Genomic DNA, 25246 nt, shown 5'->3' with positions numbered 1-25246 from the left:
GAGTGAGAAATCAGCAGGTGCAGCAGGTAAAACTAGCGAGTGGGAATGTTGCGGATGTCGTTGACGATGTCGCGGCTATAAACACTGAAGTAGAAGCCTTCGACACTGGCGTTGCTTTTATTGGTCACCAGGGCGCCCATGGTCTTGTACTGCTCGAAGTTGCCGATCACGCCGCCGGGCACCTGGTCATACAGGGCCTTGGAAAAGTGCAGCACCTCGGTGCCGTTCTTCTTGACCGCGACCTTGTAGCTGAAATCGACACTGAGCAGCAGCTTGTTGTCGTCGACGATCAGCGTGGCGAGCCCGCCTTTCGAGTCCTGGATATGGCGCGTGTACACAATGTTCATATCCAGCAGATAGTCGGCCTTGTCCTTGCTGGTGGCGTAGCGACCGGCCTTGAGCAAACGGTTGACCATATCGACACCCAACGCTTGGCGAACCTTGTCGTCGGGCAGGAAGCGCTCGTTTTTACCCACCACCTCAACATCAAACGTGTCGAGCCAGAAGGTTGCAGTCTTGGGAATGGTGACCGGCGCCGGAGAGATGTAGTAATCCGGCTTGGAGGCGCAGCCTGCCATGAGGCAGACGGCGAAAAAGAGGAACAGCGTGCGCATGTATGAATTCATCCCTGAACAGTATCGAGCTTTAAACAATCGCGGCATTTTACGGAGTTAAGAGGGGTTCTCAAGTGTATTTGGTCGGTTGCGTGCGCCGACGCACATTCCTCAAGTTGTGTACCCTGCGGTCGAGACACTGACTTCAGTGTGTTTATTTATAGGGATATTGCGTGTTTAAAGTTCTCTTCCGGGCTACGGCCCTGATCGCGGCGCTGTCGATGACCGGCTGCGTGTCCTACACCGTCACCGGCCCAATCGGCGCCCCGCTCCACCCTGCCGCTGTCAGCAGCCCACGCAGTGCGCAAATCGCCGATGTCGCGGTGACTGCCACCGACGTCAACGATGCCAACAAGACCGCCATCAGCCGCTCCCTGACCGTGCAGCTCAATCAATACGTGCGCACTGCAGGCTACTTCAAGCAAGTCACCGAATACCCCACGCGCCTGGGGGAAAACGATGTGTCGCTGAAATTCAACATGACCTCCCTCAAGGGCCACCGTGGCGTGCATCCGGCCTACGTGCCAGGCGCCTTGCTGACGCTGACCATCTGGATCTGGGTCAACGGGCCGATCTTCGTCGACACCTTCGACGTGGCCGGTGACCTGACCATCGTCGACCGCGAGGGCAAGGAGCTGGCGAGTGCCAAGCAAGAGGTCAAGTTCGAGCGCAACGTGGGCCTGTACGGCCGTGAATACTGGGCACCGACCATGGGTGCCAAACAATTGAATGAACTGGTGTCGCAACTGCTCGACAGCGCCACCGCCAAGCTGCCCAAGGAGTAAGTCATGAAAGGATTGATCAAACACAGCCTGGTACTCGCGGCGGTCTTGTTGACCGGTTGCGTGTCGTACTCGCAACACGAACTGCCGCCCGTGCAGACCTGGCCGCCGACGGCCAACGTGCCGGCGCAGAAGCCTGCGGCCTACGTGCGCACCACCGCGCTGATCCAAGTCAACAACGGCCCGGGCACCGCAGCGGGCGGCGCACCGGCAGTACTGTGGGAAAAGGCCGTGGCGGATGCGTTTCGCCAGTCCAACCGCTTCTCGCGGGTGAGCACCGACAAGGTCGATTCGGATATCTATGCCGATGCCACCCTGTACAACAACGAACAGTTCAGCGTGGCCTCGGCGATCATCACCGGCGTGACGTTCTTCATCATCCCGACCACGTCGAAGAACACCTTCACCCTGGAAACGGTGTTCAAGGACAAAGATGGCAAGGAACTGGGCCGGGTCAAGAAAAGCGAGTCCGTGCGCACCTGGATGCAGCTGGTGCTGATCGTCGGCATTCCGTTCCAGACCGATACGCGGGAAGTCGTGGAAGCGTTGACCCGCAGTACGCTGGATGAGGCGGTGCAGCGCAAGTTGCTCTGACTCGAGATTGTCGTTGGCCGGTCCGCCGCTTTCGCGAGCAAGCCCGCTCCCACATTGGAATGCAGTCAACTGTGGGAGCGGGCTTGCCCGCGATGGCGATAGCCCAGCCAACCCATTTATTGAGGCCGGCACACGTTGTAAGCCTGGTTCTCGGCGACTTCCTCCATGTGATGCCCAATCACCGTATTCAGCACCAACTGCCGCTCCGACTTCCCGGTCGGACGATACGCCGAGCCCTGGGCATCAGTCTGAATCCTGAAACCGCCGCTCGCCAGTTGCTTGACCAGTTGCACCCGCCTGGCCCTATCGCCATTGCCGCGATGATCGCTCGGGGACAGGAACACGTAGCGCTCCTGCTGCAACAGCCACACCGGCCGATTACTGCCCTCGCTGTCAAACACGTAGGCACAATCCACCGCCGCTGCCGGGAAACTTGCCTTGCGCACGTAGTGCCCGCCCTCATACCCCACCAGCGTGATCAATCCGGGTTGCACCACGGCCACCGCGTCCTCGGTCTGCACGCCGTCTTGAACGCCATAGTTCGAATAGGCCCAACGCAACGGGATGAACTGCGCCGGGGTTGCCGCCAGGGCGAGGTCGCTGTTGATCCGCGCCTGGTCTCCGGCACCGCGATAGGGCACGCCCTGGCAGCCGGCAAGCGCGACGAGGCAGAGCAATATCAAGCTTCGGGTGAGCGTCCTGTTCATGGGAACGTCGTCCCGATGCGCGACCGTTCTTCGGAGAACCAGATCCCGGTGATCTTGCCGACCACATCCTCAACGGCAACCTGGCCCATGAAGCGGCTGTCGTTGCTGTTGTTGCGGTTGTCACCGAGCAGGTAGACGTGACCCGGCTCGACTTTAAGCGGCGCGAGTTCCATCGACGCTGCGCCGTTCACCCGGTCAGCCGGTGCGTGGAACAGGCCGAGGTTTTCACCGTTATGGATCAGCTCACCGTTGACGATGGCCAAGGTATCGCCGCCCACGCCGGCCACGCGCTTGACCGCCTCGGTGCCGTTCCAGCGGTACACCACGATGTCGCCGACCTTCGGCGCACCGGCCTGGAGATCGGAAACGATGTAGTCGCCTATCGACAGCGTCGGCGCCATCGAGCCCGACGGAATGTAATAGTTCTTGAAGCCCATCAACGGCCCCCGCAGCACTTCCATCAGCACGAACGTGATCACCATCAACACGCCCACATACAGCGCGTGGAAGCGTTTACGCGGCACGTCCGGCGGACCGTCATAGCGACGCGCCAACACCGCCGACACGATTGCTGAGCTGAGCTTGACCGCGACCACAAAGGCGAAGAAAACGTACAGCCCGATGGGCGACGCGATCAGGCCGCACACGCCGAGCAACACCACGCCGCCGTACATAAACGCGGCGACCCAGATCGCCCATTTGATCCGGCCCACGTACACCAAGCCCCAGCCCGCCACCAGGCAGGACATCAGGAAGGCTTGCAGGGAGAGTTTTGCGGGTTTCATTGAGGGTCCTTAAGGAAAATTGGTGTCCACAAAGTGTTGCGCGAAGTCTTCAGCGTTGATCCCAAAAAACACACCCTGGCCAGCGGTGAGGGAGCACGCTCCCTCACCAACGGTTTAGAACGCGTACCGCGCCTTGAGCATCACGCCATCGGCATCAAACCCGCTGCGCGCCTGGCGTGTGTAGCTGGCGCCGACGGTGAAGTCCGACACCTGGTAATTCACGCCCACGCTGGCTTCATAGCTGTCCCGCGCCACCGACGCACCGGTGACGGTAAACGCCGAACCACCCAGCACATAGTTGGAGGTTTGCGCGACACGATCACCCATCAGGTCGTGATACGCCATCAATGTCGCTTCCGGCTGCAAGCTGCCCGCGCCCATCGGCAGGTTCCCGGCCAGGCGCACACCGGCGCCCAACTCGCCCACTTCATAACGCTGCGAACGGGTGCTCAGCGCGGCCGACGAACCCTTCTCGTCGTAGCCGTCCATGCGCACGTTGGCATAACGCGCGGCAACGCGTGGCTCGATCACTACCGCTTGCGACGGCTTGAAGCTGTAGCCGCCGATCACGCTGGCGGACAACACGTTGCTGTCGTAGCTGCCCTTGGCCGTGGTGCCAGCGATGTGGCGCTTGCTCTGGTTGTCGTTATGGCCGTAGCTGAGGCTGCCATCGACAAACCATTCTTGCAGCGACCAGTTACCGTACAGCGACAGCGCGTGGCCTTCGACGTCGGTCTTGTTGCCCAGGTCCGAATGGATGTTGGAGTTGAGGTAGCTGTAGGCCACGCCCAGGGTGGTGGTGTCGTTGACCCGAGCGTCCACACCCACCGCCATGCCGCTGCTGTTGGCCGAGTAGCCGTTGGCGCCGCCGCGACCGTCCTGATCCATGTTGCTGCTCAGGCCCTGCACCCACACGCCGCCGCGCTGTTGGCTTGCGCGCTGCTCGGTGAGGCGATTGAAGATCGCGCCGTTGACCACGGTTTGTCCGGACAAGGCCACGTCCAGCGCGCCACGGTTGACGTCCGGCTTGAGCTGGTCGCTGATCTGCGCCAGTTGCGCGGCCGTGCCGGCGTTGGCCAGGGCCTGGAAGACCTGGTCGTCGCTGCTGAGGCCGCTGAGCACGCCATTCTTAAAGGTATTGACCGCCGTGGCCGAGGCGGCGCTGGCGCCCACACCGGCGAGCTCTTCCTGGACTTGCGCGTCGGCCTTGACCGCTACCACGGCCTTGACCGTTTGCGCATCGGCCGAATAGCTGAGCACGTCGAGCAACGCCGAAGCACTGTTCACCGACAGGCCGTTGTCTTGCACGCTGGTGGCTTGCAGCAGGGTGTATTGCGTGCCGTCATTGGTGCTGGCGAAGTCGCCGGGGTTGGCGCTCACGGTCAGCTTCGAGGCGTTGGCAAAAGTGGCGCTGCCGTTGACCGTCAGGTATGCCGTGGTCGGCACGACGCTGTCGGACAGGTGCATGTCGATGCCGGCGCCGTTGGCGACGTTGAGGTCGCCGGTGATGGCGGTGCCTTGTGCGGAGAGGTTCAAGGAGCCGGAGTTGACCGAGACCGGGGCAATGATGCGCGAACCGGTGAAGTTCGCCTGGCCTGCGATGTTGACCGCGCTCAGGTTGAGCAGGTCGCCGACGATGGCGCCACCGGTCCAGTTCAGCGTCGCCAGGTTGGCGGCGTCCACGGCAATCCCGGAGTTGCTGCGGATTTCGCCAGCTTGCTGGTTGATTTCAAACGGCGAGGTTTGCTCAGCGGCGTTCACCAGGATCGCGGTGCCGTCGGCGGTGATGGTGCCACGGTTGACGATGCCGCGGGTGCCGCTCGCACTGTTGGTGGCGAACGTGGCGCCCTGGAACTCGAAGGCGCTGGCATCGGTGCTCTTGGCTTCAAGCGTGCCGGTGTTGAGGATGTAATCGATAGTGCCGTTATAAAACAGCACGCCGCGAGCTTCTGTGCCGTCAGCCGATACCAGCCCGCTGTTTTCGATGCGCAGCGCGCTGGTCGCGGTTTCCACTTCAATGCCCAGGGCATACTCACCGGTGGCGATGATCGAGCCGGAGTTGAGGATCTTGCCGCCGATGGTGGTCGGGGTGGCGCCGTCGATATCAAGAATCAGACCTGTGGCGCCACGGCCGTCCATGTTGATCACGCCGGTGTTGGAAACGTCGCCGCCAATGGTGGTGCCGTGCAGGTAAATGCCTTCGCCACCGCCCACGAAACCCAGGGTCGATGCATCCGGCTGCGGCGCCGTCGAGCGGATCGTGCCCGAGTTGATCACACTGCCGCCAATGGTCGCGTCGCCGATCTCCAACCCTTCATAACCGCCGTGGCTCATCAGGATATTGCCGGCCTGAATCACATCCCCCGTGATGGTGCTGGTGGGCAGGTTGTTCGGGCCGGCCCAGTACATTGGGTCGATGGTCATCGCACGGATCGTTTTCCCTTGCGAGTCCAGCGTAATGTCGGCGCGGTTGATCAGCGAACCCTGGATGTGGGTATCGGTAAAGCCCAGGCCCGCTGGCAGGGTGGTGCTGGGGTCGACCACTTGGGACAGCTGCCCAGTGATGGTCACGGGCTCACCGAATGTCTCACTGGCCCAAACATTTTTTCCTTGGCCCAGGTCGAACTCAACGGCCAGCACCTGTGTGCTGATTGCGCCGACCATGATGGCCAACAGGGTTTTCTGGAACGGCTTGCGCTTCATTTCTAACTCCATGAACTACGGCTCACTGCCGCCAAAAGGCCCGGCGGCAGCTGGTGTACCGAGTGAAGGGATCAATTGATCCGAATGCATTCCCCCAGGGCACCCGCATAAAACCCAGGCGCACGAAGGCACACCGCAAGGGGCGGTGGCAGGCAGGGGAATAAGGGGGGAAGGTTCACATCAATCCTTAATGTCATTTGAAAACGCTGCAGTCCATGCAGCCCGACCGGTCGCGGGTGGGCGGGATAAAGACCCCGGGGTAAACGGAATGTTCAAATGATATGAGGGTGGGGCGAGGGTTTGTGAACTGGGTCGCAGTTGAGGCAGTCAGATCCCATTGAGCAGGCACATGAGCCCACGCTCGCCTTGCCAAATACTTTTTCCCCCTGACAAACAGAGCAATGCAATGGAACGCGAGAAAATGGACGCCGCATTAAAGGAACATGTCATCCCGGTGCTGCGCAGTCTGGGGTTCAAGGGATCAGTTCCACACTTTCGCCGCAATACGGGGCAGCAGATTGACCTGCTCACGTTTCAGTTTGACCGGTATGGAGGAGCATTCGTCGTTGAAGTCGCGGTTTGCCCCATTGAGGGAATAACAACGCACTGGGGCAAACAGATCCCCCCGACAAAAGTGGCCGCGGCAAACGTGCACCCTAACAAGCGAGTTCGCTTGGGCGCGCCGAGGGGAGAAGATCACTGGTTCAGGTATGACGATAAAGGCGACAGCGCGACACGGTTCGCCGATACCGCGCGTGAGGTTCTGCCTCACCTGAGCATTCAAGCGCCTGAGCACTGGGCCAGAGGGCTGCTTTGAGGGGCTTTGAGTAAGGCGGCCGTGAGCAACAGGGCGCCTAACGGGTAGGGGTAGCGGTGGAGCCGCAATCGCTCACCCACTAAAAAACTTCCACACGATTGCGAAAGGCAACTCGTCGCTCAGGATTTCAGGCGAGCGAAAATAATAAGAGGCCGACGCGTTTTCCAAGCTCTTGTGGATAAATGCGCCGTCAGTCATCACGCGGTAGGAGGCACATTCCATATACGAGCCCTCAGCTAGCGCGTTTTTTATCTGACCATAGGTCCCACCGGCCCCCACCGGCAGCAATTCGGTCGGTGGCAGGCGTACAGCCAGGTCATCGTTTTCAATGTCCATGGAGTACGCTCTTCGAAAGCCAGGTTCACTGCTGGCCCAGTAGACGGACACCAACCGGTGTTTTTCATTTCCCTCATCGAGAAAAGCATCCGCCAGGATGTATTGATCGGCTGAAACTTTATAAACGCCGTCTTCCAAAGCGAGCACACACGGTTCTCGTACGCTGACGATGTCCCCGGTCCTTGAGTTGTGCAGCGATGACCATTGCGGCATTTTAGATACCTCAAATCCATTGTGGCGTTTTGATTATTTGACCTTCGATCCTAACTCAGAATCTCTTCCAATCCCTTGCTCACCTCCGTTAGCTCATTGGCAGACATTGGGCTATCGGGACATAGATATCTACACAACTACTGGACCTGACAAACCCCGAAGCTCTGGCTTTGGCTTTGGCTTTTGATCTTGATCTTAGGCGCCCCGTTAACCACGCTGGCCGAACGCAGGCTTGAATCCGTGGGTAATCCGGCAGGACGCCGGGTTAGCCGCCCCGCGCCATGGATGGCGCGTGGCGGCGGCCCACGGATTCAAGCCTGTGTTCGGGCACACCGAGCCTAGGCGAGGTGCCGAGTGGTGGGGCGAGGACCTTTTGCTTACTTTTGGCTGGGCCGGCATTCCGGTCCTTCCAAAAGTGAGCCGCTGTAAGAGCGGAACCCTAAGTGGCCGTGACCGCAGCAATGGATATGTACTCCGACCCAAAAGCCCCGGCGCCACATAGATAGTCATCGCAGGCAAGCCAGCTCCCACCTCAGAGCGATGTGCAACCAACACAACTCAACCGCCTAACGGGCCGTCTTCGCGAGCAAGCCCGCTCCCACACTAGAGCCGGTTTACACCCGGTAAAAATCGCCCGACTGCCAGGCCGTCACAGGGGCAAGCCCCCTCCCACATTGCCCGCATTCCAAATGATCTACAGGGCGTAGATCAACTCACACCTTTGTCGCGATCCTGCCCCGGCACCAAGGTCAATGTCGGCTTTTCCACATCACGGGAAACGTGGGATTTTACTTCCTCCACACCGCCCTCTTCGTCGTTGTGGATCACCAGCACACCCGGTTTGCGCAGTTGCTCCAGGTCACCCTCGCCGAGCTTGAAGCTCTCGCTGAGGTTCTTGTCGCTGAGTGCGTTGGCCTCGGCGCGGCGCTGGGCGAATTTGCGGCCTTTGCGTTGCTGGTAGCGCGCCCACGTGACCAGGATCAGCGCGTTGAACAACGCAATCCACAGGTAGATCTGCAGGGTGTTGAGCGCGGCGAAGATCGGCGCCTCGATGCGCGGGCCGCCGTGGGTTTCCAGCATCGCGTTGATCCCGCGCGCCAGCAGCCAGACCAACCCAGCCCAGGCCAACAGGGTCAGCACCACGTCGATGATCCACATCACCGAGTTTTGGCGAGTTCTGATCAGTTTCATGATCACACGTCCTCATTGGCTGGTTTGATCCCGCGGTCCGGGCTGACCCAGCGCGCGCGCTTCTGATGCTGGTTGAACAGCACCTTGGGAAAACTGACCAGGGTGGTGAACAAGCTGACCAGCCAGAACACCATCGGGTACCACACCGTCCAGAACAGGGTTTTCCACAGGTCTTTTTCGTAGCGCCGGTCAATCAGGATGCTCACGGCAAACTGCACCAGGCACACCATCGCCAGCACCAGGCCGGTAAACGCCGGTGGCACCAGGGAATCCACGGCGATGGCTGGCGGCAGCACCATGAACTTGCCCAGGCCCCAGAAGATCACCGAGAGCAGGAAGGTGAAGGCCCAACCGGTGGACAGGCAGTACTCGAACAGCAGCGGCCACAGGTAGCGATGGCGCCATTGCCAGATGCCACGGATATTCTTGAACAACACTTCGGCGCCGCCCTGGGCCCAGCGCAGGCGCTGTTTCCACAGGCCGCCGACGGTTTCCGGCATGAGGATCCAGCACAGCGCACGCGGCTCGTAGAAGATCGCCCAGTGATCGAGTTGCAGCTTCCAGCTGACGTCGATGTCCTCGGTGATCATGTCGGTGCTCCAGTAGTCGATGCGGTCCAGCGCCTTTTTACGGAACGCCACCACCACCCCGGATACCGTGAAAATCCGCCCGAACACCCGCTGCGTACGCTTGATCAAGCCGATGATCGAGGAGAACTCGCCCACTTGCACCCGGCCGATCAAGGTCGACCGCGTGCGGATGCGCGGGTTGCCGGTCACTGCGCCGAGGCGCGGGTTGTCGAGCATCGGCGCGACCATATACGCCGCCGCATTGCGGTCGAGCAGCGCATCGCCGTCGATGCACACCAGGTACTCGCTGCGCGCGGCCACGGCGCCCATGCGCAAGGCCACGGCCTTGCCCTGGTTCTGCGCCAGGTGCAACACGCGCAGGCGCGGGTGTTCCAGGGCGAGGGCATCGAGGACCGCAGCGGTGTTGTCCTTGGAGCCGTCGTTGACCGCGATCACTTCGATGTTCGGGTAGACCTGGTCCAGCGCCGCATGAATGGTCTCGGCCGCGTTATCGCCCTCGTTGTAGCAAGGGATGATGATCGAGATAAGCGGGTTGCCGGCCAGGGTCGGCGCCGGGGTGTCCTCTTCCCACGGCCAGTGGCGTTCCCAGTGCAGCCAGAAGTACAGGCCGCCGGCAATCCACAGCGCCGACATGAACAGCGGGTAGAAAAACACGAAGTCCATCAGGAACTGCCCGGTGACCAGGAAGATCAGGCCAAGAGGCACACCCAACACCAATGCCAGCACGAATAAAGCCAGGATTCTGTCGAACATGGTCAAGGGTTCCATTGGTTGGAAAGGGCCGGACGTATCGTCTTCAGGTCCGGGGAGTTTTCCAGGAAGTTGTCCGGGTAGTAGCCAAAACTCGTGACACCCTGGCGCTTGAGTACGCCCATCCATTCAGCCAACTGCTCGGCGCTGATGTCCGGCGCTTCCTTGGTCCGCCAGTCTTTGGCTTGCAGTTCGAACACGGTGCGGTCGAGCGCACCGGGACGCGCCTTGACGGTTGCCACCAGTTTTTCCAGCCAGGCGTTGGAGTTTTTCAGCGTCTGGCCTTCCATCAGCGGCATGGCCATCGGCGCGGTCCAGTCGTAGGTCTGGAGGAAGTCGTCGAGGTTCTGTGCGAACCAGGTTTCACTCTGCGGGTTAAGCATCGGCTCGGCGAAGATATTGCGCGCGGTCATGATCTGCGGGCCACGGATCGCGCGGACTTTGGCGGTCAGCTCGTTGGTAAAGTCGATCAGGTAACGGCTCTTGAAACGGGTCCAGCGCTGCATCACAGCCGGGTCGGCGCGCAAGGCTTCGATGGTGTTCGGCAGACCGTTGGCGGCATAGGCCTTGAGCGCCGCAGGGCTGGCGTCTTCAAAGTCGTTGAACACCGCATCATCGTGATACAGCACGCCATCGAGACCACTGTTGCTGATTCTCGCCAAGTCTTCGTAAATTTCGCCGATGACCTTGCGCACCTCTGGATCGAACGGCGACAGGCGTTGGTATTGATCGGGGTCGAGGCCGATCTGGCCGGTTTTCGGGTCCCAGCGGGTTACGCGTGGCAGCTTGGGATCCAGGGCAAAACTCAGCACCGGCATCCAGGCATAGACGCTGGCATGGGCACGGGTGTGCAGTTGCCAGGCGACACGGTTGAACAGGTCGGCACGCATCGGCAGGTGACGGTTGGGGAAATACAGCGAATGCACCAGGCCGTCGCCCTTTGGATCGGCATAGGCTTGCAGGAACACCGTCACCGCGCCCATGTCCACCACGCGTTGAATCAATTGGTCGAGGTTGCGCGCCTGCTGGGCCGGGTCCGGGTCGTAGACATGGTCCAGGTCCACATGCACCACCCGCATCGGCGCCTTGGTCTGCACGGCGACGATGCTGTTGGCGTAATGTTCGCCGTCCGGGTCGGAGGCCACCAGGAAACGCGGGCTATTCATCAGCTTGGTGGAGTCGTCGAGACCATCGTCCAGGGTCAGCGCCATCTGGTAGCCCTGTTCACCGACCACTGCGAGCGAAGTGCCGTCGGCCGCACCGTATGGCCATACCCACACCCGTGGGGCCTTGCCGGTCACTGCACGGATCTTGTCGGAAATCGCCTTCACGTCAGCGCGCATGCGCGCCTGGAACTGCGCTTCGGTTTCATAGCGCTTGGTCGCCGGGTCATAACGCCGCGTGGTGGCAGCCGGCTCCAGGTTGCCCTGGGGGTTGCCCAGGATGCCTTTGTGGTTGTTGTCGGTGTGCGCGGCAATTTCCACCAGGCCGGACTGGGATACCTCGCGGATCTGCTGCCAGGTCAGGAACTCGCCGCGTGGCCGTGGTTGGCCGGCGAAGTCCACTGGCTGGTTCATCGGCGTGTCGATCCAGTAACCCACCGGCGCCAGCAGGGCCGGCCAGCGGTAGGCACGCAGGATCGGCATCACCCGCGTGTAGAAGCTGGAATAGCCGTCGTCGAAGCTGAGCATGATGGCTTTGGGCGGCAGCGCCGGCCCACCGTTGCGGGCCGCGAGGATCTGGTCGACGCTGACTGCCTGGTAGCCGTTCTCGCGCAGCCAGGCCAGCTGCTCGATCAAACGTTCGGTGCGCACCGCCACCACCGCCTGATCGGGGTCGCGATCCTCGACGTCATGGTAACCAATGCCCAGGAAATGGTTTTTCGGCCACGGCACTTCGTTGGGCGCAACAGGCCGCTCGGCGGGTGGGGTAAAAGGTGCGGGTTGCTGGGCGCAGGCGCTGGCCAGCATTACACCCAGAATCAACAGGCAACGGCTGAGGACGGTCATGGTCAGGCTCTTCTAGAAACGGTAAGTGAGGTCGACGAGCAGGCGCAGATCGCGTTCGCGATCGCCGTCGTAAGGTCGGCTGATCAGGCTCAGGTTCGCGCCGGCTTCCAGTACGTCATTCCAGCGGTAGCGTTGGCCGTAACCCACCAGACCGATGCCACCGGTGGAATAATCCTGCTGGCTATAGGTACCCGCACCGACCTGGAACTGCTGACTCCACTGAGTCTCGTAGCGGTGATAGAGCACATGGTTGATATTGATGACCGGCAGCACGGTGAAGTCCGACTTCGGGTTGAAGTAGATCGTGTCTTCCTTGCTGTTGCGGCTGGCGCCAACTTCCAGGCCCAGGTCCACTTGCACTTTCGGCGAGCTGTAGAGGCCTTCACGGCCACTGAGCAAGGCTTCGAAGCGGTCGTTGCCGTCACTGAAATGGGACGGGCTGAGGGTCAGTTTCCACTCGCGGCTTTCGTTGGCACGCCAGCGGATAAAACCGCTGCCGCCGTTGGCCGTGATCCCCTCGTTCAACGCCCGCAGGGGTGTGGTGGACAGCAGGTAGCCGAGGCTGCCGCCGTATTGCCAGTTGTCGTTGATGTCACGCGCAATCGACACCGCAGCGCCTTGTTTGGAACCATCGCCGTAGGAGTGGTTGGACACCTCGGCCTCGATGGTCATGTCGCGGGTACGCCGCTCGACGCCGACCACCTGCCAACGGTGGTGGCCGGTGCCTTCTTCAAAGTCGGCGGTGGCATAACCGGCACCCGCGAACAGGCGCCAATCTTCGTCGATGGGCGGCGTGTAGATCCGGCTTTCAATGCCCCAGTCACGGCTGCCCGAGACGGCCCCGGCGTCGCCGTTGTTGCCGCCGCCGAAGCTTTTGCCGGTGTAGGCCTCAACCCGCAGCTCGGCCATGTCATGCACGTCGCGCAGGCGTTGCAGGCGCTGTACCTGGCGGTTATCCGGGTTACGGGCGACCACATCGTCGGTGAGGATGTCGAGTTGCCGCCATTCCTGCAGGTCCAGGGCCGTGAAGCCTTGGGACATCTCCAGGCCGATGTCACGCGGGCTTTGCGCTTCCGTCTCCTTGAGTGAACGCTCGGCGCGCCGTGGCCAATCGCGGGCGCGGTACATTTCCGCTTGCGCCAGGCGCAGCCCGATGCTGCCAGGGGCCTTGCCCACCAGCTCTTCCAGGGATTTCTCGCTGGACGGCAGATCGGCACCATAAGTGCCGGCCTGCGCGGCCAATTGTTGGGCGTCCATCCACTCATCGTTAGGGTTGCCGATCGGCAGGCCCTTGAGTTCCACTCGGGGTTTCTGGCTGTCGGCCAGGTTCTTGGCGACGGTGCGCGCCTCGTCCACCTGGTCGTTTTCGAGCAAGGCGTAGAACAAGGCGGTGCTGTCTTCCACACGGTCGCCGACGTCGGCATCGGGCGCCGTAATCGCCTGACGATACAGCGGCGCGGCCTTTTCCGGGAGGCGCTGGTCGAGGTAGGACGCAGCCACCCAACGCACGGCATAGGTGGGCAACTTCACCCCTTCGGCCTGCAGCGTTTCGTACTCGCGGATCACTTCGGCGGTACGCGCGCGGGCCTTGAGTGCGCCGAGGCGGTCGATGCGCCACACCACCACGTCGTCCTTGGCGGTGGGGTCCGGGGTCCAGCGGGCGAGGAGCTTGTCGTAATCCTGCAGCGCGCGGTCAGCAATGACGTAGCGCTCCTTTTCGCTGCGCGTGGCGAACTCGGCCATGCGCACGCGTTCGGCGGCGAGGTCGCCTTCCAGGCGGCGCTGGGTCACTGGGTCGATAAGGCCCGGGCGCTTGGCTGCCAGGCGCAACGCCGGCTCCGGCAAGCGCGCCTTTTGCAGGGCGACGATGTATTCGCGGGCGACTTCCGGTTTGTCACCGGCGCGGATGAACGCCTGGTCGAATTCAAACAACGCGTCGTAGTTGAAGCCGGCGCGGGTCAGCGCGTAGCCCAGGGCCATGCGCCGGTTGGGGTCATTCGGGTTGGCCGCCACCAGCGCGCGGGCACGTTGCACGGCTTCGGTGGTTTTGCCGCCGTCGGCCTGGGTCAGGGCCAGGCCCAGTTGCAGGTCGACATTGTTCGGCTCACGCAACAGCCCCTGGCGATACACCGCCTCGGCTTGCGCCCACTGCTTCTGGTTGCGATAGGTACGCGCGACGGTGGCGAGCGCTTGGGGCGTCAAGGTGCGATTTTTGCCCTGAGCCTCGTACACCTTGAGCACTTCGGCGTCCTGCCCGGCCCAACCGGCAATCACCAGGTGATCGCTGACCTGGCCCGGCGTCTGGCGCTCGGCAGGGAGTTGGCGCAATTGGGTCAGGGCCGGCGTGAAATTGCCGTTGCGCGCCTGAATGATCAGGGCATCGTAGGCGGGGTCGGCCACCGCGAAAGCGGGCATCAGCAACTGGCTGCACAAGGCTGCCCCGATCAGCAGTCGTAACCGGCCTGATGCACTGAGTGGGAGGTTTCGCAGCATATCGTGAGCTTCCTTACACACGGAAAGCTGTAACGATAGGTGGTCCTGAGCAATTTGCATCAGGGTGTCGGCGTCTCGTGACCCGACCTAGCTTTCCTGTAGGAACTATCCCTTAAGAAAGTAGGGGAAAGCCTAATTCAGAACAATTGTTCAGAATTGGCAGCAAATCTGAAATACGAATGGGGGAGCGGACTTGCCTGTGATAACAGGGCCTCAATCGACCTGAGCGTCGATTGTTTGACCCTGATCACTGGCACGTCCACTCCCCCATTATTTATTTCTGGGTGAAGGCAGAATCTTTACTGCGCGCCGCTCATCGCACCGGCTTTGGCCAGGACGAAGCCAATGAATTGTTCGACGGTCATCTTCTGGCCGTTGAAGGTCACTTCATTGTTGGCGTAGTGCAGCTTGGAAACGACGTCGTTGCCAACCAGGGTCGCCAGCTGGGTGCCGACCGCCATGCCGCTGACCATCTCGGCCGCCATCTGCGATTGCTGCTCGATGGCTTTCGGGTCGGTCACGCCGCCAGCCTGGGCTTGCAGGGCGGCAATGTCGCTGATCATGGGCTTGGACAGGGTCAGGTTGGCATCCAGCAAAGCGATGATCTGCTTACCCAGTTCAACCGGTGGCAGCTCCATGGACGAGGGCTTGGTCAGGTCCAGGATCAGGTTGAACTTGCTTTCGCCGTGGGTGGTTTTCAGCGACAGGTTTTCCAGGGCCACTTGCGGCTTGGCCGCCAGCAACTGGTTGACGTTGGCTTCGGCCAGGGTTTGCTCGGCTTCGGTCAGTTGCAGTTCCGGCACGGGCTGGCCCGCAGCGGCGGCGGCTTGCACCGGCTGCATCTTGTCCTGGTACAGCTTGGTCAGCAGCAGGCCCGACGGCACGTCGATGTTCTTCACGCTCACGGCCATGGCGGCGGAGCCGACCGGTTTGCCCTGGTAGCCGATCTCGTCGATCTTGTAGTCGACGCGGCCGTCCATGGTGTTGTCTTTGACGGCGCTGGTGTCTTTCTGCTCGAAGCCCTTGAGGGTCAGCACGGTTTGTTGCGGGCCGACGGTGAGCTTGGTGTCGGTCAGCTCAACGGTGTTCTGCCCGGTGTAGAAGCCGAAGGTGGATTTTTCCAGGTTGCTGGCCACCGTCAGGCCGGCCAGGTCGGCCGCAAAGGGCGTACCGTCGCCATCGACGGCGGTCAGCTTGAGGCTGTTCATGTAGCCATTGACCTTGACCTTCTTGCCTTCGGCGCTGCTGTCGAAGTCCAGGTTGAGGCCGGAGAAGCTGGCCGAGGACTTGTCGTCCTTGAACTCCAGCGGCAGCAGCTCGAAATTGCCGCTGACCGAACGGTTGTAGCCAATGTTGGCCACGCCTTTGAGCGGCGACACGTCTTTGGCGGCGGCGAACCATTTCTCGGTAGTCGGGTTCTTTTCCAGCGAGTAGTGACTGGTGGCCATGACCGGCAGCCACTTCAGCGACACCAGGCGCGAGAACGGCAGCGGGCCGTGCTCGATATGGTCGACGAAAAGCAGTTCCGGGTTCGGGTTCTGCTCACCGAAGAACGACCCCTGGGCCTTGAGGCGATAGTGCGCGGTGCTGCTGAACAAGCCACGGTCCAGGGACACCAGCTCCAGGTCCAGACGCCCATCGACGCCGGCCATGGAACGTTGCAGTTCCTTGTTGGCGTCCTGCACCGCCGTTTGCAGCACCGGTTCCAGCTGCTTGCCGGTGTACCAGGCGCCGCCTGCACTGACAGCGCCTACAGCGACGACAAAACCCAAAAGAACTACGGCTGGCTTATTCATGAAGTGACCTGATCAAATCCTGTGAGAAGTGGGCTGTCTTCCTTGAACCCCGAAGGGGTTGGCTCAAGCCCGCCAAAAGCGGGGGAAGATTAGCACTGGCGGCCGCGAACGGCCCAGCTTTTCAGAGGGGTCAGGTCAGCAGATGGTTCACGAATATTCCGATTCAATCTCATCGAGTTGGTGATCGAAACTCTTCAACCGCGCCGTCCAGGTGTACACCAGCACCTCAAACTCGCGGTGTATCACGGCGTTGCCCGGGGTGTCGGCCTTGGGATCGCAGAAGTCCAGTTGGTAGCGCTCACGGGCCATTTGCGTGGCGACGTCGGACAATTCCCGCGCGTTATTCAGCCAATGCCTGCCGTCGGCGACTTGCTGATCCAACGCCACGCACTGTTTTTTCAAGGCTTCGAGGCTTTTTTCCAGGGGCGTGCCGGTAAGTTCGCCCATGACTTCCTGGAAGGTGCGCCCCGGCTGCCAGTAGCTACCCCAGAAATAGCGGTCGAACACAGTTTCGACGCGGCGCAGCGCAACCTTGGTGTCCCAGATCGCCACACGGGTCTTGCCCTGTTCGAGCAGCCGGCGTTTGATCCGATGGTTCTGGTAGGACGCCCAGGCCACCACGCCAATGGACAAGGTGCCGATCACCAGGCAGGCGCTGTCGAGAAACACCATGGCCTTGTCGATTTGGTGAGCGAGCATGACCCCGTAGAAGTAGGCAGCCGATAACAACACCAGTGCGAAGAACACGCACCAGAAAGCGGGAGCATAAGGGTTTTTCATTATTGGAATCCCCATGAGCAAACGCGAGCAGTGACCAGCGAGCCATCACGGCGGCCCGCCAGTCAAAGCATAGCTATTCGCTCAGGGTTTGCTGGCCTGCGCAGCTTGCGTTCGTCCGCTTTCCCAACCACCGCCCAAGGCCAGGAACAAGTCGATCTGGCTCATGGCAACCTGGGTGTTCGCCGCCGCCAGCTGCGCCCGCACATCGGTGTAGGTGCGCGTGGCTTGCAGGTCGGCGAGGAACGACGCGCGGCCGGCCTGGAAGAAGCGGTGGGTCTGGTCCGCCGCTTCCTTGGCCGACTCGCCGGCTTCGTTCAGGGCGTCGCGACGCTGCAGTTGCGCGGTGTATTGCGCCAGGCCGGTCTGGGTTTCGCGGATGGCGTTGAGCACCACGCCGTCAAAATGCGCCAGGGCGCCCTGGGTCGCGGCTTCGGCTTCGTGGATGCGCGCGCGTGCGCCGTTGGTCGGCACGGTCCAGCTGATCAGCGGGCCAAAGCCCCAGCGGTTGGTGGGCGCGGTGCCGAGGTTATCGAGAATACCCACGGTGCCCACCGTGGCGCCGATGCTGATGTCCGGGTACAGCGCGCCGGTGGCCACGCCAATGCGCGCGGTGGCGGCGGCCAGTTGGCGCTCGGCCTGACGCACATCGGGACGGCGCTTGAGCAGCGCGGCGCCGTCGCCCACTGGCAGCAACTGGGCGATGTGTGGCAGCTCGGCGCAGGTGCCGGTGCCCGCAGGCAATTGGTCCAGTGGCTTGGCCAGCAACATCGACAGGCGGAACAAACCGGCCTGGCGCGCGGCTTCGTAGCGCGGCATGTCGGCGCGCAAGGATTTGTATTGGGTTTGCGAGCGGGTCACCTGGGTTTCGTCACCACGCCCGGCATCGCGCAGACGTTGGGTCAGGGTGGTGCTCTGGGCCTGCAGTTGCAGGGATTCGTTGGCAATCGCCAATTCTTCGTTGGCCGCGCACACCTGGGTGTAGGAGCGCACCACGTCCGCCACCAGGGTGATGCGCGCAATATCGGCGGCAGCCTGGGCGGCGTCGGCGCTGGCCTGGGCGCTTTCGATGCCGCGTTGCAAGGTGCCCCACAGGTCGAACTGATACGAGGTGCTGAGGCCAACGCTGCCGATGTTCGCCACCGGGACTTTGTCCGCGAGCAAAAACGCCTCGCCGGATTCCTGCAAGCGCTGGGCCTCGGCTTTCACGCCGGCATTCCAACCGCCGGCGGATTCGGCCTGCTGCACCTGATAACGCGAGCGTTGCAGGTTGGCGGCGGCCACGCGCAGATCGGTGTTGGAGGCCATGGCCTGGCGCACCAACTCATCCAGGCGCGGGTCGTTATAGAGCTTCCACCAATCTGCCGGCACGGGCGCCGACACCACGTTGCTGCCCTCGCCCGCGATTTGCCCTTGCAGGTCGCCGCGTTTGACCGCGGCCTCATTCGGCAGCGTGTAGTCCGGGCCCACCGCCTGGCAGGCCGACAGCATCAGCCCCAGCGCGGCAATGGCCAGCCGTTGCTTCATGGCTTGTCTCCAATGATCGACACGGTGGCGGTACGCCCGGCGATCATGCGGAAGTCTGCCGGCACCTCATCAAACGCGATGCGCACGGGAATGCGCTGGGCTAGGCGTACCCAACTGAACGCCGGGTTGACGTTGGGCAACAGGTTGGCGCCACTGCTGCGGTCACGGTCTTCGATCCCGGCGACGATGCTCTGCACATGCCCGCGCAGGCGGGCGTTGTCGCCGACCACGCGGATATCCACCGCCATGCCGACGTGGATGCCGTCGAGCTTGGTTTCTTCGAAGTAGCCGTCGATATGGAAGGAATTGCTGTCCACCACCGACAACACCGGGCGCCCGGCGGTGACGAATTCCTGGCTGCGCGGCGCACGGTCGTTGACGTAGCCGTCCACCGGGCTGCGGATCACCGAGCGGTCGAGGTTGAGCTGGGCCGAATCCACCGTCACCTGGGCTTCGGCCAGGGCCGATTGGGCTCGGGCCACGCGGGACTGGCTTTCTTCCAGTTGCTCGCTCGGCACCAGGTTGCCCAGGCCACGGTTGCGTTTGTATTCGCGGCTGGCCTGGGCCAGGGTTTCCTGGCGGTCGGCCACGGCGGCCTGGGCTTGGCGCAGGGCCAGCTTGAAGCGGTCCTGGTCCACGGCGAAGAGCACCTGGCCTTTGCTCACCAATTGGTTGTCGCGCACGTCGACTTGCTGGATCAGCCCGGACACGTCGGGGGCGATCTGCACGATGTCGGCACGGATGTGCCCGTCGCGGGTCCAGGGCGCAAACATGTAGTACATGACCATGCGCCACACCACAACGACCGCAAAGGTCACGATCAACAACGTGAGGACTACACGGCCGATGGTCAAAAAGGGTTTTTTCATGTCATCAGGTATCGACTGAGTGAGTCCACCGCGCCCAGCAACAGCGCGTAGAGCCCCACGTTGAACAATGCCCGGTGCCAGACCAGGCGGTAGAAGTGGAGCCGGGTCAACAACCCGTGCACCACCAGAAACAACACGTACGTAATGCCCATCAGCACCAGCAGCGTGGGCAGGAACACCCCGCTGATATCCAGATCACCGATCATAAAGGCGCTCCATCGGGTAGCGGCGCTTCCTGCTCGGTGCCGCCAATGAATTCCACGCCAGGCAACAGCGCCAGGCGCAGGCCGGCCAGCGCGTGCAGCAGGTGCACGCGGGTGTCGTCTTCGTCTTGCAGGCCTTGGCCGTTGAGGGCGCGGCGCGTGCGGTCGAGGGTCATCAGCAGACCGCTCGGCGCCGGCAAGCGTTCACCGGCCTTGAGGCAGGCCTTGAAGTAACCGCCGACGCCTTCGACCACCTGGTTGAGCAGCACCCGGGGCACACCGAGGATGCGCGGCGAGTAGGCCAGCAGGTCGAGCAGGTTCAGTGCCACCCGCAGGTCGCGCAGGGCAACGCCGGTGTCTTGGCCGATGATCGCCAGGCGCGGCAGGTGCTGCATCAGGCGGTCGAGCATTTGCGCGGCAAGGTGGCGGTGTTCGTTGAGGGTGGCAGGTTCGGTCATGCCGACGATGTCGTGCCAGCTGAAACGCGTCAGGCGCTTGGCCGCCAGTTCGGCACCGAAGGGCCGCGCGATCAGCGTCCACACAAAGGCAAACAACAGGCCCACGGGGCCGGCCAGGTTGACGTTGGCGAAGTTGAGGAAGTCCGCGTCGTAAGCACCCTGGATGCTGATGAACGACGAGGTGTTCACCAGCGTCAGCAACATGCCCAGGTAAAAGCGCGGCTGCACGGTGAGCGTGCCGATGCAGATAAACGGCACGGCAAACGCCAGCACCAGCATCGGGAAATCGTGCAGGTTGGGCAGGACCAGAAACAGATAGAGGCTGGCGAATAGCACCGACATCGCGGTCCAGAAAAAGAACCGGTAGATCTGCGGCGCGGGGTCGTCCATCGAGGCGAAAAAGCTGCAGGCCACGGCGGCCAGGATCACGGCGCTGCCGCCGTCGGTCCAGCCCAATAGAATCCACAGCACCGAGGCGACGATGATCGCGGTGACGGTGGAAAACGCCGAGTAGAACATCAGGCCACGGTCGAGGAACGGCGTGAGCCGGCCCAGGCGCCAGTGACGGTACACGGCGCGCCAGGTGACCTGGCTTTCGCAGGCAATGGCGGCTTGCAGGCTGCGGCAGTCTTGCCACAGGTCGATCCATTCGCCGAGGCGGTACAGGGCGTTGGAGAACAGCAGCGTGTGGCGTTCGTCCAGCGCTTCGCCTTGGGGTTGCAGGGCTTCGACCCTATCACGCAGGGCGCGCCAACTGTCCATCGAGGGGTTTTCTGCGCTGCTTTGCAGCCACTGGTTGGTGGCTTCCAACAGGGGCGTCAATTGATCGAGATACTGCGGCGCGCGCTGCTCAACGGCATACAGCGCATCGTCGAGTTCCTCCACCACCGGCAACAGGTGGATCATGCGCCCGCGCAGTTCCTTGGTGTTGCGCACCGTCTGCGGCCGCGCGCCTTCGTGGGGCAACTGGCCGATCATCAATTCCAGGGTGTTGAAGGTGGCGACCATACCGCCGCGCAGGCTGCTGACTTCTTCCGGCGTGACGTTGCGGGTCAAAAAGCGCTGGCTGTAGACCTGGGCGTCGGCAAACCACTTGCTCACCGAGCCGTCGAACACCGGCATCAGGCGCCGTGGCCAGAACATCGCGCCGACCACCGCCGCCACGGCGATGCCGAGGAAGATCTCTTCGGTACGTGCTTCGGCCACATCCCACACGGCCAGCGGGTTGTCCACCACCGGCAGGGCGATCAGCGGCAAGGTGTAGCCGGCCAGCATCAGCGCGTAGTTGTTCGCGGTGCGCAGGTGCATGGAGAGGAACAGCAAAATGCCCGTCCACAAGGCAATCACCACCACCAGCACATAGGGCGACTGCACAAACATCGGCACAAAAAACACCGCCGCCGCCGCGCCCATCAAGGTGCCGATGGCGCGGTACAGCGCCTTGGAACTGGTGGGGCCGACAAACGGGCTGGAGACGATATAAACAGTGGCCATCGCCCAATACGGACGCGGCATTTGCATGAGCATGGCGATGTACAACGCGATCATCGAGGCGGCGAAGGTGCGCACGCCGTAGAACCAGTCGCGGGCCGGCGGGAAGCCGCTGAAAAATCCGTTCAAAGGGTCGCCGCCTCGAAGGCGCGCAGCACGCGCAAGGCGGCGGCCATGTCGTCGGGCGCGATGTCGGCGAGGACTTCCTTACGCAGGCGCACCAGTTGCACTTCCACCGCTTGCACCAGCTCACGGCCACGTTCGGTAAGGCTCAAGGCCTTGGCGCGGCGGTCGTGGATATCTTCGGTGCGGCACACATAGCCGCCGTTGCACAGTTGGTCGAGCAGGCGCACCAGCGACGGGCTTTCCATCCCCGACGCCTGGGCTACTTTTACCTGATGCACACCGTCGCCCAGGCGGCCGATCATCAACAACGGCACGGCGCAGGCTTCGGAAATACCGTAACTCACCAGCGTGGTCTGGCAGATTTTGCGCCAGTTACGGGCGCCCACCACCATGCTGCTGCTGAGGTTCATCTGGAGTTGTTCGAGGGATTGAGGCACTGGATAGTTCGCATACAGTTAGTTTGCTAACTATCAATATGGTGGATGAACGGGAGGCCGTCAAGTTTTGAAACAATTTCGCGGATGAGCGGGAGCAGCAACACCTCAGACACTTGTGAATCGATCTGATCATGACCGTCAGTCACCTGAAGCCTTTACCCACTGATGCTTCAGTAATGACGATGTATATACTTTGTACATACAAAATCGGAGGGATTACCTATGTCCAAACTCGCTGTCTTCACCCTGAAACTGGAATCGGAGTTGCGCGACCAATTCATGGCTGAATGCGAGGCCTCCCATCGCCCAGCCTCGCAAATCGTGCGGGAGATGATGCGTAATTTCGTGCAGGCTCAGCAGGAATCCAGGGAATACGACGAGTTTCTGCAACGCAAGGTCGACGCCTCTCGCGCCTCTATTCGAGCGGGCCGTGAGATCTCCAATGAAGATCTTGAAGCTGAATTCGTGGCGAGGCGCGCTCAAGTAGACAACCAGGAATGAGGGTCACGTGGACCCCCGAAGCGGGGCAGGACCGTCGAGACATCTGGGATTTTCTATTCGATAAAAACCCACAAGCCGCAGCCGATATCGACCGGCGTTTCAGCATCGCAGCGCTTGGCCTGGCACAAAACCCTGAAAGCGGCCCACTGGGCCGAATTGCAGGTACGCGAGAGGTCATTCCTCATCCAAGCTACCGTCTGGTTTATCAGCTTGAGCCCAGCGTGGTGAGGATCATGGCGTTGGTGCATACCGCTCGCCAGTGGCCACCGCAAAGCGCTGGTGACTGATACACCGCTATCGGGGCAGTGCGACGATTCGACAATTCCCCTCCTACACTTTGGATCCGTGCAGGCTGTCAGGGATTTGCGAAGTCGTATTTCTCAATCCCGGCACGTGGGATCAGGCGTTTCATACGGTGACCAACGGAAGGAATCGGCGCTGGTTAATAACGGACGCCTCACACTGATCACCATCAGTCCACTTCCCCTTAGCCGATAGGAAATTTCCCAATCTCGCGCAGAGCTCTCAGATTTTTTTACCGCTCACCATTTTTTTTTACATATGAGCATTTTGGGGGATATTTTTTTACACCCCACGCCCCTTACGCAACAACACATCCAACTCATCCACCACCTCAGCCCAATCTGCATCTTCCAGAATGCCCTCACGCAAAAACTGCCGCTGGCTGTCGGTCCAGAAGAACGCGTCCGCCAGCTTCAAATCGGCCTTGAGCGGCGAGTGGACCGCGACAAACTGGTCAATGCTGACCGGGTCATCCGGCAGTCCCAGTTGTTTGAACAATGCAGGCAGGTCGTGCACAGGCGGTTCCATGGTGAGCTCCTGATCAATGAAAGTCAGACCGAGTCTAGCGGCAACCCTCAGGTTGCGCTGACGCGACGTTGCACAACACAAACAAGCGCGCCCGGGCACCGCCGCCGTCCTGGCGACTGAGTTCGCGCCAACCCTCTGGCAAGGGCGCAAAGTCGTCGGGCGCTTCGTTGCTGCTAATCAGCCATACGCGGCGGGTCTCGGCAGGCAATGCCGATAGACGGTCAAGGTAGATGCGCCCACCGTCCTGGTCCACCAGGGTGCCAAAGCCGTAAGCGTTCGGTCGGGTCGGGGTGCCATCGGGCTTGGGCGGGGTGTAGAGCTGCAATTGGGCGTCGGTCTGGTCGTAATACACGTAGCTCAGGTACCACAGCATGTCGCTGAGGACGATGCGGTCGTCTTCCTGGTAATTGCGATTGACGAATTCCACGGGCACGTTGAACTGATCATGTTCATCGACGGTGAAGTTGTTCTTCAGCCCCACCAGTTCCACCCCGACAAACAGCACGAACAACGCCGCCCCCAGCCAGGCCAGGCGCGGCGCCAGGCGGTCGATGGCCAACGCGACGAGGATCGGCAAGCCCAAGGCATACACCGTGAGGTAGCGCTCGATAAACACTGGGGAAACAAACGACACGCCGTACACCAGCAACAGCGGCAGCAGCAAAAACAGCGCCAGCAGACTGGCCGGCCGATAGCGCTCGCGATCGCGCCAGACGGTGACGCCGACGATGCCCGCCAACAGCAACGGGAAGGCCCAGAACAGCGGCGCCCAGAAGCCAATACCCTCATCCTGCAGCACGAACTGCCAGATCATCGACGGCAGGGACAGCAGGCTGACCGGTTCTTCCCAGCCAATGTCGCCGCCCACTTTGAGCGCCTCGACATGCCGCACCAACTCCAGCAGATTCGGCAACCAGGGCAAGTACAGCAGCACAATCGCGACGTTGGCCACCCACCACGCCGGGCGCGCCAGCAGACGCTGTTCGCGCGGTTGAGCGCCCCACAACATGCCCAGGTAGGCCCAATGCACCAGCACACACAGCGCGGTGAAGTAATGGGTATAGAAACCGGCGCTCATCAACACGACGTACACCGCCAGGTAACGCGTGCGCTCGGGCTGTCGCACCCAGTACACCAGCGCCAGCGTCGCGCCCAGCAGCCACACGCCAAGCAGCGAATACATGCGCACTTCCTGGCTGTAGCGCACCGCCGTCGGCAGCAGCGCCAGCAACACCCCCGCCAGCACCGCAGCACGCCGGGTGGACAGTTGCCGCGTCAGCCAGATCCCCAGGCCAACGGCGACCACGCCGGGGATCGCACTCATGCTGCGAATAGACCCGATGCTGTCGCCGAACAGCTCGATCCAGCCGCGCAGGATCAAGAAATACAGGGGCGGATGCACATCGTGGGCCGCGTGAAACCACAGGTCGCCCACCGCGTACTCACTGAGCAGCAGGCTGGAACCTTCGTCGCCCCAGATCGCTGCTGCCGTCAGTTGGTAAAACCGCACAGCCATGGCCAACGCCAGGATCGGCACCCACCACAGGCGGCTGATCCAGCCGGCGCGCTCCCACGTGAGGCGACTATAGGCGGGCAACGCCCCGACCTTTTCGTTTTGCTCTACCACAGACCGACGCACCTCGATT

23 protein-coding genes are annotated in these 25246 nt (G+C 61.8%); 5 read left to right on the top strand and 18 right to left on the bottom strand.

The window, feature by feature from the left end; all coding sequences use genetic code 11:
- Positions 1 to 32 precede the first annotated feature (32 nt).
- Positions 33 to 614 (bottom strand): hypothetical protein, encoded by a 582-nt coding sequence (locus J1G37_RS07700; protein WP_207040890.1) that lies wholly within the window; start codon positions 612 to 614, stop codon positions 33 to 35.
- A gap of 173 nt (positions 615 to 787) precedes the next feature.
- On the opposite strand from J1G37_RS07700, the gene J1G37_RS07695 reads away from it, so the two are divergent.
- Complete coding sequence (locus tag J1G37_RS07695) at positions 788 to 1399, top strand: hypothetical protein (RefSeq protein WP_207040888.1); 612 nt, start codon at positions 788 to 790, stop codon at positions 1397 to 1399.
- Positions 1400 to 1402: 3 nt separating this feature from the next.
- Positions 1403 to 1990 (top strand): hypothetical protein, encoded by a 588-nt coding sequence (locus J1G37_RS07690; RefSeq protein ID WP_207040886.1) that lies wholly within the window; start codon positions 1403 to 1405, stop codon positions 1988 to 1990.
- A gap of 116 nt (positions 1991 to 2106) precedes the next feature.
- Here the strand turns inward: J1G37_RS07690 and J1G37_RS07685 are convergent, their stop codons facing one another.
- The 3 genes from J1G37_RS07685 to J1G37_RS07675 all read right to left on the bottom strand — a co-directional run bounded on the left by J1G37_RS07685 (position 2107) and on the right by J1G37_RS07675 (position 6185).
- A complete protein-coding gene (locus tag J1G37_RS07685; RefSeq protein ID WP_207040884.1) occupies positions 2107 to 2667 on the bottom strand; it encodes a hypothetical protein in 561 nt (186 codons plus the stop codon).
- Positions 2668 to 2693: 26 nt separating this feature from the next.
- Positions 2694 to 3482: a signal peptidase I gene (gene lepB / locus J1G37_RS07680; RefSeq protein WP_207040882.1), complete on the bottom strand. Its 789-nt coding sequence runs from the start codon at positions 3480 to 3482 to the stop codon at positions 2694 to 2696.
- A gap of 114 nt (positions 3483 to 3596) precedes the next feature.
- Positions 3597 to 6185 carry an autotransporter outer membrane beta-barrel domain-containing protein gene (locus J1G37_RS07675; protein WP_207040879.1) on the bottom strand — a complete coding sequence of 863 codons (2589 nt, stop codon included), beginning with the start codon at positions 6183 to 6185 and terminating at the stop codon, positions 3597 to 3599.
- A gap of 406 nt (positions 6186 to 6591) precedes the next feature.
- On the opposite strand from J1G37_RS07675, the gene J1G37_RS07670 reads away from it, so the two are divergent.
- On the top strand, positions 6592 to 7002 hold the full coding sequence (locus J1G37_RS07670; RefSeq protein ID WP_207040878.1) for a DUF4304 domain-containing protein: 411 nt from the start codon (positions 6592 to 6594) through the stop codon (positions 7000 to 7002).
- A 72-nt stretch (positions 7003 to 7074) separates the two neighbouring features.
- Here the strand turns inward: J1G37_RS07670 and J1G37_RS07665 are convergent, their stop codons facing one another.
- From J1G37_RS07665 to J1G37_RS07610, 12 genes are all read right to left on the bottom strand, one after another.
- Entirely contained in the window at positions 7075 to 7485 is a 411-nt protein-coding gene (locus J1G37_RS07665; protein WP_347402336.1) for a hypothetical protein, read from the bottom strand.
- Between the two features lie 774 nt (positions 7486 to 8259).
- On the bottom strand, positions 8260 to 8742 hold the full coding sequence (gene pgaD, locus J1G37_RS07660) for a poly-beta-1,6-N-acetyl-D-glucosamine biosynthesis protein PgaD (protein ID WP_207040874.1): 483 nt from the start codon (positions 8740 to 8742) through the stop codon (positions 8260 to 8262).
- Between the two features lie 2 nt (positions 8743 to 8744).
- Complete coding sequence (gene pgaC / locus J1G37_RS07655) at positions 8745 to 10085, bottom strand: poly-beta-1,6-N-acetyl-D-glucosamine synthase (RefSeq protein ID WP_207040872.1); 1341 nt, start codon at positions 10083 to 10085, stop codon at positions 8745 to 8747.
- 2 nt (positions 10086 to 10087) lie between these two features.
- Positions 10088 to 12091, bottom strand: a complete 2004-nt coding sequence (pgaB, locus tag J1G37_RS07650; protein WP_207040870.1) for a poly-beta-1,6-N-acetyl-D-glucosamine N-deacetylase PgaB — start codon at positions 12089 to 12091, stop codon at positions 10088 to 10090.
- A 12-nt stretch (positions 12092 to 12103) separates the two neighbouring features.
- Complete coding sequence (pgaA, locus tag J1G37_RS07645; protein ID WP_207040868.1) at positions 12104 to 14584, bottom strand: poly-beta-1,6 N-acetyl-D-glucosamine export porin PgaA; 2481 nt, start codon at positions 14582 to 14584, stop codon at positions 12104 to 12106.
- Positions 14585 to 14883: 299 nt separating this feature from the next.
- Positions 14884 to 16380 (bottom strand): YdgA family protein, encoded by a 1497-nt coding sequence (locus tag J1G37_RS07640; protein ID WP_026137108.1) that lies wholly within the window; start codon positions 16378 to 16380, stop codon positions 14884 to 14886.
- Between the two features lie 147 nt (positions 16381 to 16527).
- On the bottom strand, positions 16528 to 17160 hold the full coding sequence (locus tag J1G37_RS07635) for an NADH:ubiquinone oxidoreductase subunit N (RefSeq protein ID WP_124526272.1): 633 nt from the start codon (positions 17158 to 17160) through the stop codon (positions 16528 to 16530).
- Positions 17161 to 17241: 81 nt separating this feature from the next.
- A complete protein-coding gene (locus J1G37_RS07630) occupies positions 17242 to 18684 on the bottom strand; it encodes an efflux transporter outer membrane subunit (RefSeq protein WP_207040865.1) in 1443 nt (480 codons plus the stop codon).
- A complete protein-coding gene (locus tag J1G37_RS07625) occupies positions 18681 to 19553 on the bottom strand; it encodes an efflux RND transporter periplasmic adaptor subunit (protein ID WP_207040863.1) in 873 nt (290 codons plus the stop codon). Before J1G37_RS07625 ends, J1G37_RS07630 begins: the two co-directional genes overlap by 4 nt.
- Positions 19550 to 19759, bottom strand: coding sequence for a DUF1656 domain-containing protein (locus J1G37_RS07620; protein WP_010214247.1), 210 nt, complete (start codon positions 19757 to 19759; stop codon positions 19550 to 19552). Before J1G37_RS07620 ends, J1G37_RS07625 begins: the two co-directional genes overlap by 4 nt.
- Complete coding sequence (locus J1G37_RS07615; protein ID WP_207040861.1) at positions 19756 to 21834, bottom strand: FUSC family protein; 2079 nt, start codon at positions 21832 to 21834, stop codon at positions 19756 to 19758. The genes J1G37_RS07620 and J1G37_RS07615 overlap by 4 nt, the downstream gene beginning before the upstream one ends.
- On the bottom strand, positions 21831 to 22241 hold the full coding sequence (locus tag J1G37_RS07610; protein ID WP_124526276.1) for a MarR family transcriptional regulator: 411 nt from the start codon (positions 22239 to 22241) through the stop codon (positions 21831 to 21833). Before J1G37_RS07610 ends, J1G37_RS07615 begins: the two co-directional genes overlap by 4 nt.
- Before the next feature lie 249 nt (positions 22242 to 22490).
- Here J1G37_RS07610 and J1G37_RS07605 point away from each other — a divergent pair, with 249 nt between their 5' ends.
- Both J1G37_RS07605 and J1G37_RS07600 read left to right on the top strand, forming a co-directional pair.
- Positions 22491 to 22769, top strand: a complete 279-nt coding sequence (locus tag J1G37_RS07605) for an antitoxin of toxin-antitoxin stability system (RefSeq protein ID WP_207040859.1) — start codon at positions 22491 to 22493, stop codon at positions 22767 to 22769.
- Positions 22766 to 23056, top strand: coding sequence for a type II toxin-antitoxin system RelE/ParE family toxin (locus J1G37_RS07600; protein WP_207040857.1), 291 nt, complete (start codon positions 22766 to 22768; stop codon positions 23054 to 23056). Before J1G37_RS07605 ends, J1G37_RS07600 begins: the two co-directional genes overlap by 4 nt.
- 298 nt (positions 23057 to 23354) lie before the next feature.
- On the opposite strand, the gene J1G37_RS07595 is transcribed toward J1G37_RS07600, so the two are convergent.
- Both J1G37_RS07595 and J1G37_RS07590 read right to left on the bottom strand, forming a co-directional pair.
- Positions 23355 to 23600 (bottom strand): DUF2789 domain-containing protein, encoded by a 246-nt coding sequence (locus J1G37_RS07595; protein WP_017739466.1) that lies wholly within the window; start codon positions 23598 to 23600, stop codon positions 23355 to 23357.
- Positions 23601 to 23634: 34 nt separating this feature from the next.
- Positions 23635 to 25239, bottom strand: coding sequence for a glycosyltransferase family 39 protein (locus J1G37_RS07590; RefSeq protein ID WP_207040855.1), 1605 nt, complete (start codon positions 25237 to 25239; stop codon positions 23635 to 23637).
- Positions 25240 to 25246 lie beyond the last annotated feature (7 nt).

The sequence above is a fragment of the Pseudomonas sp. Marseille-Q1929 genome, assembly GCF_017316265.1.
In the GTDB taxonomy this organism is placed as follows: Bacteria; Pseudomonadota; Gammaproteobacteria; order Pseudomonadales; family Pseudomonadaceae; genus Aquipseudomonas.
This window is presented reverse-complemented; position numbering and strand designations above follow the sequence as displayed.